This is a genomic window from Streptomyces sp. NPDC060232, from assembly GCF_042726555.1.
GTDB lineage: Bacteria > Actinomycetota > Actinomycetes > Streptomycetales > Streptomycetaceae > Streptomyces.
Genome location: NZ_JBHXAG010000003.1, coordinates 288,226 through 305,357, shown reverse-complemented (window position 1 = coordinate 305,357; position 17,132 = coordinate 288,226). Strand labels below are relative to the sequence as shown.

Sequence of the window (17,132 nt, the reverse complement as noted above, 5' to 3'; positions counted from 1 at the left end):
TGCACCACGCCACTGACAACGCCCCTCGCTCATCACGTTGTTGCAGGTCAGAGCGATTGTCAGAGGGGGTCTCTACGGTGGTTCACATGACTGAGCAGGGGGTCCGCTGGACGGCGGAACAGGTACTGGCTCTGGCTCCTGACGATGCTTCACGCAAGGCGGGTGGCAGACTCGGCGGGGCGGGGCCGTGGTCACAGATCGGAGGTTCCGCTTCCGGTTCTGTATGGGGGTTGTGCAAGGGCAGCGGGAGCAATCCGTACCGGACGGTCGTCGACCTGGCGGGACCGGCCTACAAGTGCTCCTGTCCGAGCCGGAAGTTCCCGTGCAAGCACGCGCTGGGACTGCTCCTGCTCTGGTCCGCCGAGGGGTTCGGGGAGCCCGGGGAGGCGCCGGACTGGGCCGCGCAGTGGCTGGCGGACCGTGCGGCCAAGGCCGCGCGGGCGGCGGCCGGGGCGACCGGGCCGGTGGACGAGGAGGGGGCGCGCCGCCGGGCCGAGCGCCGGGCGGCGCGCGTCGGGGCGGGCGTGGCCGAGCTGGAACAGCGGCTGGCCGACCTGCTGCGCGGCGGGCTCGCGGGCCAGGAGCACGCGGGGTACGCGGCGTGGGAGGAGACCGCGGCCCGGATGGTGGACGCCCAGGCGCCCGGACTGGCCGGACGCGTGAGGGAGTTGGGGACGATACCCAGTTGCGGCCCCGGCTGGCCCGCCCGGATGCTGGAGGAGGCGGCGCTGCTGCACCTGCTGGACCGGGCCTGGATGGGGGTGACCGGGCTTCCGGACCAGTTGGCGGCGACCGTGCGCAGCCGGGTGGGACTGCCGGTCTCCGGGGAGGGGGAGGCCGTACGGGACCGCTGGCTGGTGCTCGCCCAGTACGACTCGGTGTCGCCGGACGGCCGGCTCACCACCCGCCGGACATGGCTGCGCGGGCTGGCGGGGGGACGGCCCGCGCTGGTGCTGGACTTCGGACCGCCCGGGCGGCCGCCGGGGCTGGCGCTGCCGGTGGGGCTGGTGTTGGAGGCGGAAATGCGCTTCCGGCCCGGCTCGGCGGGGCTGCGGGCGGACCTCGGGGAGAGGTCCGCGGCGGCCGTGCCGTGCGGGGAGGTTCCGGCCGGGGTGAGCACGCGGGCGGCCCTGGAGGCTTACGGGGCGGCGCTGCGGGAGGACCCGTGGTTGGAGTCCTGGCCGGTGGTGCTCGGTCCGGTGGTTCCGATACCGGGAGAGCTCGGCTGGCAGCTGGCGGACGCGGAGGGCACCTCCGCCCTGCCGGTGCCCCTCACGGGGGCGGGCAGTCGCTCCCGCGGAGGGCTGTGGCAGCTGGCCGCGTTGTCGGGCGGGGGCCCGGTGACGGTCTTCGGCGAGTGCGGCCACCGCGGGTTCACCCCGCTGACGGCATGGCAGCCCGGCTCGTCCGAGCCGGTCGCCCTGTCGTAGTGCCGTAGCCGGAGAGGTTTGCCGGGTCGCGGTGTCCGGCGCATGGGGTCTCCCCGGGCCCACAGGGCCGAGGGGAAGCGTCGCAAGGCGGAGGGCCACGGCGCGTACCGGACGTACGGGCGTGGTCCGACAACGCGGCGAGGCGCCGTGCCGGGCGCCGTGACCCCCTGAACCTTGGCGGTCACCGCACTGGCAACGACGACACCGCAGGGGGCCTGGGGGGTCCTGTGCCGTCGAACGAGGACGGCCTGGAGAGGTGCGGCGCCGGGGGCGCCGTAGAGGCAACGACGAGAAGCCGGGGGGCTTTCATGAACGACAACCACGCCAGTTGACCGAAGCCGCACGAGGCACAGACAGCCCCGGTCCCGCGGAGGGGGCGGGACCGGGGCGACGGACACAACCGATGACGAGCAGCGAGGGAGGGGCACCGATGGGCGAGGGTGACGAGGGGTACGGGGAGTGGCAGGAGCTGGTCGGTGCCGCGCTGCTGGGCACCGACCGGCGCCGGGGCGGGGGCCCGGCCGGTTCGCCGGAGGCACTGCTGGACGCGGCGGCCGTGCACGCCGTCCGCCGCCGGGCCGGGTTGCGGCCGGCGGCGGCGCGCCCGCGCCCGGAGCCCGCACCCCGCGATGCCCGGCCGGCCCCTCCGGAGGCGGCGAGCCACCGGCTCGCGCAACTGCTGGCGGGCCGCAGCGGCCCGGTGAACGGCGGCGGGCGGCGCGGGTCGGCCCCGGACCTGACGGAGCTGCTCCCGCAATGGCTGGCCGCGGCCGGACGGCACGGCTACCGCGCGCCCGACGCTCTCGTACCGGCGCTGCTGGACGCCGCCCGGGCCCGTACCGACCTGCGTCCGCACGCCCTGGCCCTGGCCGGGACGCGGGGGCTGTGGCTGGCGCGGATGAATCCCGACTGGCGGTTCGCCCTGCGCGGTGGGGCGGGCGGCGGGGAACTGCCGGACGTGACCGACCGCTCCGCGGTGGAACGGCTTTGGGAGGAGGGGCTGTTCGCGGAGCGGGTGGCGCTGCTCGGCGCCGTACGGGCCCACGAGCCGGCGGCCGCGCCGCGGCTGCTGGCGACGACCTGGGCGGGCGAACGGGCCGAGGACCGGCTGATGTTCCTCGATTCGCTGAGGGCGGGGCTGTCCCTGGAGGACGAGTCCTTCCTGGAGGCGGCACTGGGCGACCGCAGCCGCAATGTGCGTGCCACGGCAGCCGAACTGCTCTCCGCGCTGCCGCAGTCGGCGCTGGCGGGACGCATGGCCGAGCGCGCCCTGGCTTGTGTGGGCCCGGAGGGGGTGACACCGCCGGCCGAGTGCGATGCGGGGATGCTCCGCGACGGGGTGGTCAAGCGGCCGCCCGCCGGACGCGGGGAGCGCGCCTGGTGGCTCGGCCAACTCGTGGAGGCGGCGCCGCTGTCGTGCTGGCGGGAACGGTTCGGGGGCCTGGGCCCCGCGGAGATCGTCGCCCTGCCGGTGGCCGCGGCCGAGGGCTGGACGGAGGAACTGCACGCCGCGTGGTGCCGGGCGGCGGTGCGCCAGGGCGACCCGGAATGGTCGCGGGCCCTGCTCGGCCCGGCGTCGGCACCTCCCGCGGCGGGTCCCGGCACGGCCTCTCTCGCGGAGCGGGCCAAACTGCTGGAGACCCTGCCCGACGCGGAACGGGCGGAGTGGGTCGCGGAGTTCATACGGGCCCACGGGCTCTCCGAGGCCTTCCAGCTGCTCGGGGTGTGCGTGGTGCCGTGGGCCGGCGCGCTGGGCCGGGCAGTGGTGGACGCGCTGGACATCGCCCGCGACGCGGGCAGCTACCCGTGGAGCTTCAGTGGGGTGATGGGGCTGGCCGAGCGCTGCCTCGACCCTGCCGAGGCCGGCCGGCTGGAGGCCCTGACCGCTGCCGCGGAGGAACCGCAGGACGCGTCCCCGGGCGCGGCGGCGTACTGGGCGGAGGCCTTCCAGCGGCTGGTGGCCACGCTCCGGCTGCGCGCGGCGATGCTGTCGGAGCTGGACCCGGCCTGATCCCTGCGGGGCGCTCGGCCGAGATCCGGAGCCGGGCCTCCGTGCCGGATCCCTGCGGGGCGCGCAAGACCGGGGCTCCGCCCGGCCCCCGCCTCGACGTCCCGCCGCCACCGCCGGGAGGCGCCCCTGGCGCGGCCGGGACTGCCCGGCGGCGGCCCGGGAGGGGTGGCGGATGCGGCGGCAGCCCCACCGGGCACTGCCCGGACATGCGGGATCGTCCGGCTACGCCGGGGGGGTGCCCCGGCGGGCTGTCGCCGCGCGCCTGCCTTGCGCGGGGCGGGCCGGCAGGGCGCGCTCCCGCACGGCGGAACCGCTGCTGAACCGCTGCTGAACCGCCGGAGGCTACTGGCGGACGTGGGCGTTGACCCAGTCCACGATGGAGGTCGTCGTCGCGCCCGGGGTGAAGATCTCGGCCACGCCCTTCTCCTTGAGGGGGGCGATGTCGTCCTCCGGGATGATGCCGCCGCCGAAGACCTTGATGTCCTCCGCGTCGCGTTCCTTAAGGAGTTCCAGCACACGCACGAAGAGCGTGTTGTGGGCGCCCGAGAGGATCGACAGGCCGATCGCGTCGGCGTCCTCCTGGATCGCGGTGTCCACGATCTGCTCGGGGGTCTGGTGGAGGCCGGTGTAGATGACCTCCATACCCGCGTCACGCAGCGCCCGCGCGATCACCTTGGCCCCGCGGTCGTGGCCGTCGAGACCCGGCTTGGCCACCACCACACGGATCGGACCGGTCACACCCATCGCACTGCCTCCCGAGTGAACGAACGTTAAGTACAGCATCGCGCACGCTGCCGTTTCGCGGGCAGCCACGAGGGGGAAATCACACGTGGGACGGCATTGCGCCACCGTGCCGACAGCCGCACGGCACGGTGGTGCGGCGGCCGCCGCCCCAGGAGGATCACAGGAGGCCGTCGATGGGTCTGTCGTTACCCGTACCCGTCCCCTTGTCCGGCGCCGCACTGCGGGCCGGCGCGCTGGAGGTCGTCGTGCTCGGCGGGCACCTCCTGCTGTACCCCACCGGGGTGTGCCAGGAGAGGACCGCCCCCGTGACGGCCACGACACGCCCGCCCGTCCTGCTCCTCCACGGCTTCACCGACAACCGCTCCGTCTTCGTCCTGCTGCGCCGCGCCCTCGCGGCCGGCGGCCTGCGGCACGTGGAGGCGTACAACTACTCGCCCCTCACGCTCGACCTGCGCGTCATCGCTGGCCACCTCGCCCGGCGTGTCGAGGAGCTGTGCGAGCGCACCGGACACGAGCAGGTGGACCTGGTCGGGCACAGCCTGGGCGGCCTGGTCGGCCGGTACTACGTCCAGCGCCTCGGCGGCGACACCCGCGTCCGCACCCTCGCCACGCTCGGCACCCCGCATTCCGGCACGCGGGTCGCCCCCTTCATGGACGCGCACCCCCTGGTGCGGCAGATGCGCCCGGAGTCCGAGGTGCTGGCCGAGCTGGCGGCGCCCTCGCCCGGCTGCGCCACCCGCTGCGTGGCCTTCTGGAGCGAGTTCGACACGCTGATGGCCCCGGTCGGCAGCGCACGGATCGAACACCCGGACCTCTGTGTGGAAAACGTGCAGGTCATGGGTATCGGGCATCTCGCGCTTCCGGCGCACCCCGCGGTCATCGCGGCAGTCGCCCGCGCCCTTGACGGCCCCGCGCCCAGCGCCGTGACGGGCCCGGACGCGGCTTCCGTCGCCTGACCGTTCCACGTCCAGTACTCGAACAGATTTCGAACTCAAGGCCAAGGCTGCGTCTTTCGGCGACCGAAAGGCGGCCGAATGCCCGGTTCCGCTGATCTGGGGACCCGGCGAAGATTGTCGTTGCGAGTAACCGCCGGGTACAGTCACGCCACTGCTCTCCTCCGGTGAACTTCGAGTTCCCGGCCACCCAGGCCCCCACTGCCGAGGCGAAAGAGAAGTTGGTGAACGACCGCCCCTCGTCGGGCCAGTACCCGGATGCCGGGTATGACGGCCTTTCCACCACCGCTTTCGCTGGTGACTCGACCTACGTTTCCTATGAAACGCAGGGCCAGGGGGTCAACTACGCCGCCTATGGCTCCTACGAGACCGGCGCCTACGACACCACCGCGTGGACCTCGCAGGACCCCTACCTGTCCACGATCCCCTCGCAGTCCGCACCCGAGGACACCACCGGGAGCTGGGACCCGAGCGCCTGGAACGCGGCGGGGGCGGGCACGGACCACTCCGGCTACACCGCCTACCCGTCGGCCTCCTTCGGCTACGACACCTCCACCGAGCAGACCGGTCACTGGGCGATGCCGGGCTTCGGCACGACCGGCCCCGAGACCGGCGCCTACGACGCGACCGCCTGGAACACCGTCGCGCAGACCCCGGCGCAGCCCGAGGCCGCATACGCGTACGACTACCAGCCCGCGCAGCAGGACTACGCGTACGGCACGACCACCCTCGGCACCGTCGGCTACGCCCACGAGGTCCATGAGGCGCAGGAGGCCCAGGAGACCGGGGCCGACCATACCTACAGCGAGACCGCCGTCTTCGAGGTGCTCACCGACGAGGCCGCCGAGGTGCCCGAGGGCCCCGAAGCCCACGAAGCCCCCGAAGCCCCCGAAGCCCCCGAGGCGTACGAGCTGCCCGAGGTCCACGAACTGCACGGCGTCCACGACATGCCGACCCAGGCCATGCCGGTGACCTCCGCGCCGCGCGCCTCGCGCCGCAGCGCCGGCAAGGGGAACGCCAAGACGGCCGGCACGAAGGCGGCCGGCACGAAGGCGGCCGGCGCCAAGGGGGCCGGCGCCAAGGGGGCCGGCAGCCGCCGCCGCACCCCGGCGAAGCGTTCCGCCCTGCTGACCGTCGCCGTTCCCTCCGCCTGTGTGATGGGTGTCGCGGGCGTCGCGGCCGCCTCCGTCGGCGGGCTGACCGGTACGGACAAGTCCGGCGAGGACATCACCACGGTGGCCGCGCCCGACCCGGCCTCGGTGAAGCCGGTCGCCGCGAACACCAAGCTCGACACCCAACTGGTCGCGCTCAGCGCCGACGCGGGCGACTTCGCGGACCGCGCGAGCCGCACGCAGGAGCGCATCGACCTGCGCGAGCGCCAGGAAGAGGAAAAGAAGAAGAAGGCCGAGGAGGCCGCGGCCAAGGAGGCCGCCCGCCCCAAGTTCGCCGTCCCCGTGAACCAGCACGGCCTCAGCGCCAGCTTCGGCCAGTCCGGCGGCATGTGGATGTCGGTGCACACCGGCATCGACTTCCCGGTGTCCTACGGAACCCCGGTCATGGCGGCCACCGACGGCACCGTGCGCACGCAGTACAACAGCGCCTACGGGAACATGGCCATAGTGACCGCGCCCGACGGCACCGAGACCTGGTACTGCCACCTCAGCTCCACCAAGATCCGCGGCGGCAAGGTCAAGGCGGGCGACGTCATCGCCTACTCGGGCAACTCGGGCAACTCCACCGGCCCGCACCTCCACTTCGAGGTCCGTCCCGGCGGCGGCTCCGCGATCGACCCCCTGGCGTGGCTGCGCAGCCACGGCCTCGACCCGAGGTAGCCACCTCGGCCCCACCGGCTCCCCGCATGCCCGGCAGTGTTCCCGCTGCCGGGCATGCACACGTGGTCCGGGTGGTCAGAGCTTCTGCACCGGCGCGTAGCGCAGCAGCAGCCGCTTCGGCTTGTCGTCACCGAAGTCGATGGTGGCCTGCGCGTCCGCGCCCGCTCCCTTGACCTCCATGACGGTGCCGAGCCCGAACTGGTCGTGCGTGACCCGGTCCCCGACCACCAGGGCGATGACCGGCTTGTCGGAGGCCCGGCGCGTCGCGAACCCGGACGGGCCCGACTTCGTACGCGACGAGGACAGGAAGGCCTCGGGCGAGGTGCCGAACGACGACCGTCCGCCGCCCGCGCCCGAACCGTAGCCGGAACTGCGCATCGGACCGGCCGGCTTCTGGGCCGCTCCCGTGCGCTTCCACTGCAGGTACTGGTCCGGGATCTCCTCCAGGAACCGCGACGGCGGGTTGTACGAGGGCGTGCCCCACGCGCTGCGCATGCTGGAGCGGGTCAGGTACAGCCGCTCGCGCGCCCGCGTGATGCCGACGTAGGCGAGGCGGCGCTCCTCCTCCAGCTCCTTGGTCTGGCCCAGCGCGCGCATGTGCGGGAAGACCCCGTCCTCCATGCCGGTCAGGAACACCACCGGGAACTCAAGGCCCTTGGCGGTGTGCAGGGTCATGAGGGTGATGACGCCGGAGCCGTCCTCGTCCTCGTCGGGGATCTGGTCGGAGTCGGCGACGAGGGCGACCTGCTCCAGGAACTCGGCGAGCGTGCCGGGGCCGACCGGCGTCGCCGCGCCCTCCGGCGCCTCGGCGGCCGCGGCCTCGCGCGCCTGCTCGAACTCCAGCGCCACCGCCGCCAGTTCCTGGAGGTTCTCGATCCGCGTCTCGTCCTGCGGGTCGGTCGACGCCTGGAGTTCGGCCAGGTAGCCGGTGCGCTCCAGGACCGCCTCCAGCACCACCGCCGGGCCCGCGCCCGAGTCGACGATCGTACGGAGCTCCTCCATCAGCGCGTTGAACCGCTTCACCGCGTTGGTGGAGCGGGCCGCCATGCCGAAGGCCTCGTCCACGCGCCGCAGCGCCTGCGGGAAGGTGATCTTCTCGCGCAGCGCGAGCGCGTCGACCATGGCTTCGGCGCGCTCGCCGATGCCGCGCTTGGGAACGTTCAGGATGCGGCGCAGCGGGACGTTGTCCTCCGGGTTCGCGAGGACCCGCAGGTACGCGAGGACGTCGCGGACCTCCTTGCGCTCGTAGAAGCGGACACCGCCGACGACCTTGTAGGGCAGGCCGACCCGGATGAAGATCTCCTCGAACACGCGCGACTGGGCGTTGGTCCGGTAGAAGATCGCGACGTCGCCGGCCTTGGCGTCCCCGGCGTCGGTGAGCCGGTCGATCTCGTCGGCGACGAACTGGGCCTCGTCGTGCTCGGTGTCCGCGACGTAGCCGGTGATGACGGCGCCGGAGCCGGCCTCGGTCCACAGGTTCTTGGCGCGCCGGTTCTCGTTGCGCTCGATGACGGCGTTGGCGGCGGAGAGGATCGTCTGCGTGGAGCGGTAGTTCTGCTCCAGCAGGATCGTCGTCGCGTCCTTGTAGTCCTCCTCGAACTGGAGGATGTTGCGGATCGTCGCGCCGCGGAAGGCGTAGATCGACTGGTCGGCGTCACCCACCACGCACAGCTCGGCCGGGGGCAGGTCCGGATAGCCGGTGCCGACCAGCTCGCGCACCAGCGTGTACTGCGCGTGGTTGGTGTCCTGGTACTCGTCCACCAGGACGTGCCGGAAGCGGCGCCGGTAGTGCTCGGCGACGTCCGGGAAGGCCTGCAGCAGGTGGACCGTGGTCATGATGATGTCGTCGAAGTCGAGGGCGTTGGCCTCGCGCAGCCGCGCCTGGTACATCGCGTACGCCTGCGCCAGGGTCTTCTCGAAGCCGTCGGCGGCCTGGTCGGCGAAGGCCTCTTCGTCGATCAGCTCGTTCTTCAGGTTGGAGATCCTGGCGTTGAAGGACTTCGGCGGGAACTTCTTCGGGTCCAGGTCCAGGTCGCGGCAGACCAGTGCCATCAGGCGCTTGGAGTCGGCCGCGTCGTAGATCGAGAACGACGAGGTGAAGCCGAGCCGCTTGGACTCGCGGCGCAGTATGCGCACGCACGCGCTGTGGAAGGTGGAGACCCACATGGCGCCCGCGCGGGGGCCGACCAGGCCCTCGACGCGCTCCTTCATCTCGCCGGCGGCCTTGTTGGTGAAGGTGATCGCCAGGATCTGGCCGGGGTGGACGCCCCGCGCGGACAGCAGGTGGCCGATGCGGTGCGTCAGCACGCGGGTCTTGCCGGAGCCGGCTCCGGCGACGATGAGCAGCGGGGAGCCCGCGTGCACGACGGCCGCGGCCTGCTGCTCGTTCAGGCCGTCGAGAAGCGCCGCCGGGTCGATGACGGGCTTGGGGGCGCCGTCCCGGTAGTACGCGTCCCCGGTCATGGGCACGTCGAAGTGCCCCCCGAAGAGGTCGTCGGCACCCGCCTCCGGGGCGGGGTGCTCCTCGGGCGGCGGCGGGACCTCGTCGGAGGGGGTGAGGTCCGCCAGGAAGCTGTCGTCAAAGAGGCTGCTCATCGCATTCCGAGTCTAGGGGGCGGGACCGACAGGCCAGCACGAGTTCCAGCAGACCGGGGAAACGGAGCTCCAGGTCCTCGCGGCGCAGCGCGAGGTAGAGCTTGCGGCCCTGGGGGCGCCGGCGGATGACTCCGCTCTCGCGCAGCGTCCTGAGGTGGTGCGTGACGCTCGACCGGGGCAGGTCGGGCACGACCTCACCGCAGCAGGCCTCCGCGCCGGAGGCGAGCTTGCGGACGATCTCCAGCCGGACGGGGTGCCCGAGCGCCGCCAGGACGTCGACGAGCTCGATGCGGTCGGCGGCGGGGTGGGGCAGGTCGGCGGCGGCAGGCATGCACACCACTGTACGCAGATCTCGTACGGACACGGGCCGGCCGTTCGAGGACCACGAACGGTCGCCGGCGCCGCCACCCCGAGGGGCGGGCGCGGGCCGTCGTCGACGGGCGGACCCGCTTCTCCGGCCGAACGCCCGCCCCCGTACGCTCGGCTGCCATGGACGTACTCATCAGTGTCTTCGTCGGCCTGCACATCATCGGGATCGCGGCCCTGCTCGGCAGCTTCCTGACCCAGATGAAGGCCATGAGCGCCGGCACCGCCCGCTTCACGCCCGCCATGCTGCACGGCGCGCTCACCATGCTCGTCACCGGCGTGCTCCTCGTCGGCTTCAACGAGATGGACGGCACCCCCGTCAACAACGTCAAGGTCGGCGTGAAGCTCGCCCTCCTCTTCGTGATCCTCGCCCTCGTCTACGTCAAGCGCGACGAGGAGCACGTGGACAAGGCGATGTTCGGCGCCGTCGGCGGCCTGACCGTGATCAACATCTTCATCGCCCTTCTCTGGCACTGACCCACCCCGGAATGATCTGCTCCGGTCCGGTGCGGCCGGCTCCCGGTCGCATCAGGGCACTTACGATCATCCCGTCATCCGCCCGTTACCTCCGGGTCTAGCGTCCTCCTCCAAGCAGCACCGGCAGAGGAAGGACGTGAGGCCCTCGTGGCCAGTCATCGAAAGCCCAGGCAGCGCCCGCTCTCCGGCGGCTCGGTACGGACCGCCGCCACCATCGCCCTCGCGGGCGCTGCCACCGCCACCGCCTTCGAAGGCACCTCCCAGGCCGATCCCAGGCCCACCCCCGCCCAGATCAGGACGGAGGTGGACCGGCTCTACGAGGAGGCCGAGGCGGCGTCCGAGCGGTACAACGGGGCGAAGGAGCAGGCCGACGACGCCGAACGGGCCCTGACCGGCCTGCGCGACGAGGCCGCCCGCAAGACCGAGGAGATCAACACCGCCCGCAGCGCGCTCGGGACGCTCGCCGCCTCCCAGTACCGCAGCGGCTCCCTGGGCACCGCCGTACAGCTCGCGCTGGCGGAGGACCCGCAGGACTACCTCGCCCAGGCATCCTTCGTCTCCCGCGCCGGGGAGCGCAACGCCGCCGGGATCACCACCGTGCGACGCAAGCTGGACGAGGTCTCCAAGCTGCGCGAGCAGGCGTCGGGGCGGCTCGCAGACCTGCGCACCCGGCAGGGCGAACTCGCCGCACACAAGGCCGAGGCCGAGGAGAAGCTCGCCGCCGCCAAGCGGCTGCTGGCCAAGCTCACCGCCGAGGAGCGGGCCGCCTACGAGGCCCAGGCGCCCGGCGCCGCGTCCGCCGCCCCCGCCGGCCCGGCCACCCCCGCTCCCCCGCCGCCCGCCGACGGCTCCCGTGCGGCCCGCGCCGTGGCCTTCGCGTACGGCGCGATCGGCAAGCCCTACGTGTGGGGCGCGACGGGGCCCGGATCCTTCGACTGCTCGGGGCTGACCCAGGCGGCGTGGCGCTCGGCCGGGGTTTCCCTGCCCCGCACCACCTACACCCAGATCAACGCGGGCCGGCGCGTCTCCCGCGACCAGCTGGCCCCCGGCGACCTGGTGTTCTTCTACTCCGGGGTCACGCACGTCGGCCTCTACGTCGGCAACGGCCAGATGATCCACGCCCCGCGCCCGGGATCGACGGTCCGGCTGGCGCCGATCGACTCGATGCCCTGGGCCGGCGCCTCCCGCCCCGCGTGAGGATCCGGCGCTGCCCGCAGTGGCCGCAGGTCCCGCGCCGGCGGAGGTGGCAGGCGGGGGTGGCCGAGATCCGGCCGCCGGCCCGGCGTCCGCCGTACGCAGGACGCGGTCGCCGACTGGCAGACCCGCCGGCACCGCCTACGGGGCCTTGACCACGCCGCTCAGCCAGCCGAAGGTCTGCGGCAGCTGCTTGGACCACGATTCGAGGTTGTGGCCGCCGACGACCTTCTCGGCGTGGACGACGGTGGGCTTCTGCGCGAGCCCCTTGAGGTCCATGCCCGACAGGTAGCCGTCGTGCTCCGCGCCCGACAGCCACAGCGAGACGGCCGGCGGGGCCGGCTGCGCCGTGAGGATGTTCTTCAGGTTGTGGGCGGTCCGCGTCTGCGGGTCCTGCGCGACGAGCGAGGTGGGTTCCTGCCCGGGGTCGTTGTAGCCGGACAGGGAGACGGCCGCGCTGTAGCGGTCGGGGTGGGAGATCGCCAGCTTGGCGGCGCAGTAGGCCCCGGCCGAGTAGCCGGCCACGCCCCAGGTGCGGGCGTCGTCCGAGGCCCGGAAGTTGTCGACGACCATCTTGCGGACGTCGACGCTGAACCAGCTGTCGGCGTTGACCTTGCCGGGAAGGTTGGCGCAGCCGGTGTCGCCGTTGCCGACGAGCATGGCGCGCGGCGAGACGAGGATGAAGGGCTGCACCTTGCCGCTCTTCATCAGCGGCTCCAGCACCTCGTGTGCCTTGAGCCCCTGGAACCAGGACTTGCCCGTCCCGGGAATGCCCGGGATCAGCTCCACGACCGGGAACTTCCTGTCCTTGAAGGCCGGGTCGTCGTACTGCGGCGGCAGCCACACCAGGACGTCGCCCTTGACCCCGGAGATCTTGCCGTCGAGCTCGGTCTTCCTGACCCGGCCGCCCAGCCCCTCGACGGGCTGGAAGGCCTGCTTGACCTTCGGGGCCTCTGCGACCTTCTTGCCGCCGAGCCCGTCCGGACCGAGGTCGGGGGCCGCGGTGACGTACGTGCCGGTGCCGAGCAGGTCGTCCCACGAGGTGTAGAAGTGCTCGGCCCTGTTGACGGCGACGAACACCACGGTGACCGCCGTGACCTGGGCGAACACCACCATCAGGAAGCGCAGGGCGACGCGTACGGCGGCGGGGCCGCGCACCTTGCCCCACACGGCCAGGGGCAGGATGACGGCGAGCGCGGTCAGTGCGATCACCGTGGCGAAGAAGGGTGTCCCGGTCAGGCTCATCACGCCACCGTAGAGGGCGGCTCGCCGGGCCCCGGTTGCCCTGTCGACCTGCGGTTTCGGTCACACCGCAGGTCAACGCCACACGACGCGCGGCAGCCGCCGGACGTCAGGTGTCCGACATCACGCGCGCCTCACGCGTCACACCAGTCGGCGGGCCGTCGCCCAGCGGGTCAGCTCGTGCCGGTTGGAGAGCTGGAGCTTGCGCAGCACCGCCGAGACGTGCGACTCCACCGTCTTCACCGAGATGAAGAGCTGCTTGGCGATCTCCTTGTACGCGTACCCGCGTGCGATCAGCCGGAGCACCTCGCGCTCGCGCTGCGTGAGCCGGTCCAGGTCCTCGTCCACCGGCGGCGCGTCCGTCGAGGCGAACGCGTCGAGCACGAAGCCGGCCAGGCGCGGCGAGAACACCGCGTCCCCGTCCTGCACGCGGAAGACGGAGTCCACCAGGTCGGTGCCGGTGATGGTCTTGGTGACGTAGCCGCGCGCGCCGCCGCGGATCACGCCGATGACGTCCTCGGCCGCGTCCGACACCGACAGCGCGAGGAACCGCACCGGGTTCTCGGCGGCCGCCATCAGCGGGGCGCAGCGCCGCAGCACCTCGACACCGCCGCCGCCGGGCAGGTGCACGTCGAGGAGGACCACCTCGGGCCGGGTAGCGGTGATGACGGTGACGGCCTGGTCGACGTCGGCGGCCTCGCCGACGACCTCGACGCCGGTCCGGGCGGTCTCGCCGATCTCGGCCTGCACCCCGGTGCGGAACATCCTGTGGTCGTCGACGAGCACCACCCGGACGCGCCTGGTCTCCCCCACGCCTGCGTTCTTCTCGTCCTCGGTCATGCCGCGTTCGCCGCCCTCTCCATCTCCAGCTCGACTTCCGTGCCGCCGTCGGGCGCGGACCGCAGTCGTGCGGTCCCGCCGTTGCGCTGCATCCGGCCGATGATCGATTCTCGTACGCCCATGCGGTCGTCGGGTACCGCGTCGATGTCGAAGCCCGGCCCGCGGTCGCGTACGGACACGAACACCGTCCGGCCCTCCACCTCGGCGTAGACCTGTACCGGCCCGCCCTCGCCACCGTACTTGGCGGCGTTGACCATCGCCTCGCGCGCGGCCTGGAGCTGCGCGGCCAGCTTCTCGTCGAGCGGGCAGTCGCCGACGACGACGACCTCTATGGGCACGCCGTGGTGGTCCTCGACCTCGGCGGCGGTCTTCTTCACGGCCTCCGCCAGGGTGGCCGGCTCCTCGGCCTCGTCCTTGCCGGTGCCCTCGGGCTTGTAGAGCCAGTTGCGCAGCTCCCGCTCCTGGGCCCGTGCGAGGCGGCGCACCTCGCCCACGTCCTCGGCGTTGCGCTGGATCAGGGTGAGGGTGTGCAGCACCGAGTCGTGCACGTGGGCGGCGACCTCGGCGCGTTCCTGGGCGCGGATGCGCATGAGCCGCTCCTCGGAGAGGTCCTGGGTCATCCGGATCAGCCAGGGTCCGGCGAGCAGGGCCACGCCGACGAGGACGGCGAGGGTGGCGGTGAGGACGTTGCCGAGCTGGGCGGCGGAGCCCCGTACGACGATGAAGACGGTGAGGCCCACGCCGACCAGGGCGACTCCGGCGAGCGCGCGGGCGGCCTGGAAGAGGCGCCCGTGCCGGCCGGCGGCGGTGGTCCAGTGCGCGCGGCGGGCGTTGTCGGCCTGCCGCCATACGAGGACCACCCCGGCGCCGACCAGCAGCGTCGGCCACACGTAGCGCCCGGACTCGCCGCCCACCTGGACCTTGGAGATGAAGATGCCCGCGCCGATGAACAGGGCGATCAGCGCCGTGATCTGCCCGCGGTCGGGTTTGCGCAGCCGGCGGGTGCCGTCGGGGAGGGACTCGAAGAAGGAGCGGTGCCCGGCGCGGCCGCCGACCCCGAGCGGCACGAACACCCAGAACGCCGCGTAGAGCAGCACACCGAGCCCGTCGCCCCACATGAACAGCAGGAGGAAGGCGAGCCGGACCCAGCCCACGGGCAGCCCGAGGTGCCCGGCCAGTCCGCGCGCGACACCGCCCAGCATCCGGCCGTCGGCGCTCCGGTAGAGCTTGCGCTGCGGCGGGTCGTCGGCGTCCGGGGCGTGCGGGGGGCGGGAGGCGGCGGCTACGGGCATGTCGCCAAGGGTCACATGGCGGGCCGCGGCCCGGCATCAGGGCATCCCCCCACTTCTGCCCGGGAGATCTCAGGGTTGCGCCAGGGTAGGGCCGGATTCCGGGCGCCCGCGCGGCCCGTCACCATGGACGCATGACCGAAGTACACGATGCCCCGCCGCAGGCACCCGGGGCGCCCCGGGCCTCCGAACCCCGGCCGTCCCTGCGCCGCAGCAAGCGCGACAAGGTCCTCGCGGGCGTGTGCGGCGGTCTGGGCCGGTACTTCGACCTGGACCCGGTGGTCTTCCGGATCGTCCTGGGCGTCCTCGCGGTCACCGGCGGCGTCGGCCTGATCTTCTACGGCTTCGCGTGGCTGCTGCTCCCGCAGGAGGGCGAGGAGGACAGCGAGGTGAAGAAGCTGCTGACGGGCCGGGTCGAAGGGGCGACGCTGGCGGCGGTGTTCGCCGCCCTGGTCGGCTGTGCGCTGTTCCTGTCGATGCTGGACAACGGCGGCCTGGCGGTCTTCTCGGTGCTGGTGGTCCTGGCGCTCGGCGGGGCCTCGTACTGGTCGCAGCGGCGGCGGCAGGCCGTCGTCCCAGAGGCGGAGGCACCGGCTCCGGGCGGGGCCGCGCCCCGTGCCGCGCACGCGCCGGCGGCCCCGCCGGAGACGAAGGCGCCGCCCGCCCCGGGCGCCCCTTCCTGGTGGCGGGACCCGCTGGTCAAGGACGGCACCACCGGTCCGGTCGGCGCGACCGGGTACCTGTGGGGGCCCGAAGACGCCGCCGGCCCGGCGGAGCCCGACGCCTCCGGCGCCGCGGACGCGGCCGTACGGCGGCCCGCCGCCGCCCGGGTCCGGGGGCGCGGCGGCATCGGCGGCCGGGTGTTCGTGCTGGCGCTGCTGGCCGGGGCCGCCGGTACCGCGGCGGACTGGGAGGGCAGCCCGCTGGGCGAGGCCCTGCAGACCGGGCTCGCCGCCGCTCTGGTCGTCTTCGGCCTCGGCCTCGCGGTCAGCTCCCTGCTGGGGCGCACCGGCTTCGGCACGGTCGTGCTGGCCGTGTTCACGGCGGGCCTGCTCGCGGGCGCGGCGGCCCTGCCGCGCGAGATCGGCACCGACTGGCAGGAGGTCGAGTGGCGTCCGGCCGCGGTGGCCGACGTACAGCCCGTGTACGAGGCGGGCACCGGGCTGGCGACCTTGGACCTGAGCCGCCTGGACGTGCCGAAGGGCACCAGCGTGGCCGTCAGCGCCTCCGTGGACGCGGGCCGGCTCAAGGTGCTCCTGCCCCGGGAGGTCACCGCGGAGGCGGACGTCACCGTCCGGCGCCTCGGCGACATCCAGCTGCCCGGCGACTACGCGGGCCGCATCGAGCGGGCCGGGCCCGGGCAGCAGAACCGGACGGCGACCCTCGCGCCGCCCGCCGGCACGGAGGCCGGCGGGACGATCGAGCTGGACCTGAGTGCGGGAATCGGACAGGTGGAGGTGGCCCGTGCGGCGTCATGAGTTCCAGCCGGGACGGCTGATCGCGGGTCTGGTCCTGCTGCTGGCGGGCGTGCTCTACCTGGTCGAGGCCACCGGTGAGGCCGACATCCCGTGGTACGCGGTCATCCCGATGACCGCGGGCGGGCTGACGCTGGCCGCACTGGTGGGGCTGGTGACCTATGCGGTACGCCGGGACCGGCGCGACCGGATCTCCGAGTCCAGCGACAGGTAGGGCGCGCCGGCGAGGATCAGGGGGGTCCAGGCCAGCAGGTAGATCAGGTCGTTGCCGTAGTAGTACGGGGACACCGCCCACGACACCGTGAGCCACAGGCTCAGCGAGATCAGTGCCCCGCCGATCGCCGCCGTCCGGGACAGCAGGCCGGCCAGGGTGCCCAGGCCCACCAGGATCTCGGCGACGGCGAGGAACACGGCGAAGCCGACGGGCGCTTCCAGGGACAGGTCCACGAGGGCGGGGATCGCGGAGGTGTCGCGCACCCCGCGCATCAGTTCTCCGATGGAGCCGTCGCCGGAGGCCGACAGGAACGCGGGGTCGAACAGCTTGTCCAGGCCCGCGTAGACGAAGGTCACGCCGAGGAAGAGGCGCAGGGGCAGCAGGTGGTACCGGGCAGCCTGTTCACGCAGCCCGCGCGGTACGTCGGTCCGGGGCGGTGCTTCGGTTCTGGTCACGCGACATGTCTACCC

15 protein-coding genes are annotated in these 17,132 nt (G+C 73.3%); 8 read left to right on the top strand and 7 right to left on the bottom strand.

All coding sequences use genetic code 11. The annotated features are described in order from the left end of the window. The first annotated feature begins 86 nt into the window (after positions 1-86). Complete coding sequence (locus ACFWFZ_RS07625; protein ID WP_387118014.1) at positions 87-1,430, top strand: SWIM zinc finger family protein; 1,344 nt, start codon at positions 87-89, stop codon at positions 1,428-1,430. A gap of 430 nt (positions 1,431-1,860) precedes the next feature. Continuing rightward, positions 1,861-3,441, top strand: a complete 1,581-nt coding sequence (locus ACFWFZ_RS07620; protein ID WP_387118011.1) for a DUF5691 domain-containing protein — start codon at positions 1,861-1,863, stop codon at positions 3,439-3,441. A 342-nt stretch (positions 3,442-3,783) separates the two neighbouring features. Here the strand turns inward: ACFWFZ_RS07620 and ACFWFZ_RS07615 are convergent, their stop codons facing one another. Next, positions 3,784-4,185, bottom strand: a complete 402-nt coding sequence (locus tag ACFWFZ_RS07615) for a cobalamin B12-binding domain-containing protein (protein ID WP_030764263.1) — start codon at positions 4,183-4,185, stop codon at positions 3,784-3,786. Positions 4,186-4,358: 173 nt separating this feature from the next. On the opposite strand from ACFWFZ_RS07615, the gene ACFWFZ_RS07610 reads away from it, so the two are divergent. Together ACFWFZ_RS07610 and ACFWFZ_RS07605 are read left to right on the top strand one after the other, a co-directional pair. Further along, on the top strand, positions 4,359-5,141 hold the full coding sequence (locus tag ACFWFZ_RS07610) for an esterase/lipase family protein (RefSeq protein WP_387118007.1): 783 nt from the start codon (positions 4,359-4,361) through the stop codon (positions 5,139-5,141). 164 nt (positions 5,142-5,305) lie between these two features. Further along, positions 5,306-6,970 (top strand): peptidoglycan DD-metalloendopeptidase family protein, encoded by a 1,665-nt coding sequence (locus tag ACFWFZ_RS07605; RefSeq protein WP_387118004.1) that lies wholly within the window; start codon positions 5,306-5,308, stop codon positions 6,968-6,970. A gap of 75 nt (positions 6,971-7,045) precedes the next feature. On the opposite strand, the gene pcrA is transcribed toward ACFWFZ_RS07605, so the two are convergent. Next, entirely contained in the window at positions 7,046-9,565 is a 2,520-nt protein-coding gene (pcrA, locus tag ACFWFZ_RS07600) for a DNA helicase PcrA (protein ID WP_387118002.1), read from the bottom strand. Then, on the bottom strand, positions 9,549-9,896 hold the full coding sequence (locus tag ACFWFZ_RS07595; protein ID WP_387117999.1) for an ArsR/SmtB family transcription factor: 348 nt from the start codon (positions 9,894-9,896) through the stop codon (positions 9,549-9,551). Before ACFWFZ_RS07595 ends, pcrA begins: the two co-directional genes overlap by 17 nt. Before the next feature lie 158 nt (positions 9,897-10,054). Here ACFWFZ_RS07595 and ACFWFZ_RS07590 point away from each other — a divergent pair, with 158 nt between their 5' ends. Beyond that, entirely contained in the window at positions 10,055-10,408 is a 354-nt protein-coding gene (locus ACFWFZ_RS07590; RefSeq protein ID WP_387117996.1) for a hypothetical protein, read from the top strand. Between the two features lie 147 nt (positions 10,409-10,555). Further along, on the top strand, positions 10,556-11,605 hold the full coding sequence (locus ACFWFZ_RS07585; RefSeq protein WP_387117993.1) for an NlpC/P60 family protein: 1,050 nt from the start codon (positions 10,556-10,558) through the stop codon (positions 11,603-11,605). 138 nt (positions 11,606-11,743) lie between these two features. On the opposite strand, the gene ACFWFZ_RS07580 is transcribed toward ACFWFZ_RS07585, so the two are convergent. From ACFWFZ_RS07580 to ACFWFZ_RS07570, 3 genes are all read right to left on the bottom strand, one after another. Then, positions 11,744-12,847, bottom strand: a complete 1,104-nt coding sequence (locus tag ACFWFZ_RS07580; RefSeq protein ID WP_387117990.1) for an alpha/beta hydrolase — start codon at positions 12,845-12,847, stop codon at positions 11,744-11,746. A gap of 138 nt (positions 12,848-12,985) precedes the next feature. After that, the gene (locus ACFWFZ_RS07575; protein ID WP_387117987.1) at positions 12,986-13,684 is read right to left on the bottom strand and encodes a LuxR C-terminal-related transcriptional regulator; all 699 of its coding nucleotides are present in this window, start codon (positions 13,682-13,684) and stop codon (positions 12,986-12,988) included. Next, positions 13,681-14,976 carry a PspC domain-containing protein gene (locus tag ACFWFZ_RS07570; protein WP_387117984.1) on the bottom strand — a complete coding sequence of 432 codons (1,296 nt, stop codon included), beginning with the start codon at positions 14,974-14,976 and terminating at the stop codon, positions 13,681-13,683. The genes ACFWFZ_RS07575 and ACFWFZ_RS07570 overlap by 4 nt, the downstream gene beginning before the upstream one ends. A 131-nt stretch (positions 14,977-15,107) precedes the next feature. On the opposite strand from ACFWFZ_RS07570, the gene ACFWFZ_RS07565 reads away from it, so the two are divergent. Together ACFWFZ_RS07565 and ACFWFZ_RS07560 are read left to right on the top strand one after the other, a co-directional pair. Beyond that, positions 15,108-16,451, top strand: a complete 1,344-nt coding sequence (locus tag ACFWFZ_RS07565) for a PspC domain-containing protein (RefSeq protein WP_387117981.1) — start codon at positions 15,108-15,110, stop codon at positions 16,449-16,451. Beyond that, the gene (locus ACFWFZ_RS07560; RefSeq protein ID WP_387117978.1) at positions 16,438-16,662 is read left to right on the top strand and encodes a hypothetical protein; all 225 of its coding nucleotides are present in this window, start codon (positions 16,438-16,440) and stop codon (positions 16,660-16,662) included. The genes ACFWFZ_RS07565 and ACFWFZ_RS07560 overlap by 14 nt, the downstream gene beginning before the upstream one ends. On the opposite strand, the gene ACFWFZ_RS07555 is transcribed toward ACFWFZ_RS07560, so the two are convergent. Further along, positions 16,608-17,117, bottom strand: coding sequence for a TQO small subunit DoxD (locus ACFWFZ_RS07555; RefSeq protein WP_387117975.1), 510 nt, complete (start codon positions 17,115-17,117; stop codon positions 16,608-16,610). The genes ACFWFZ_RS07560 and ACFWFZ_RS07555 overlap by 55 nt on opposite strands. Positions 17,118-17,132 lie beyond the last annotated feature (15 nt).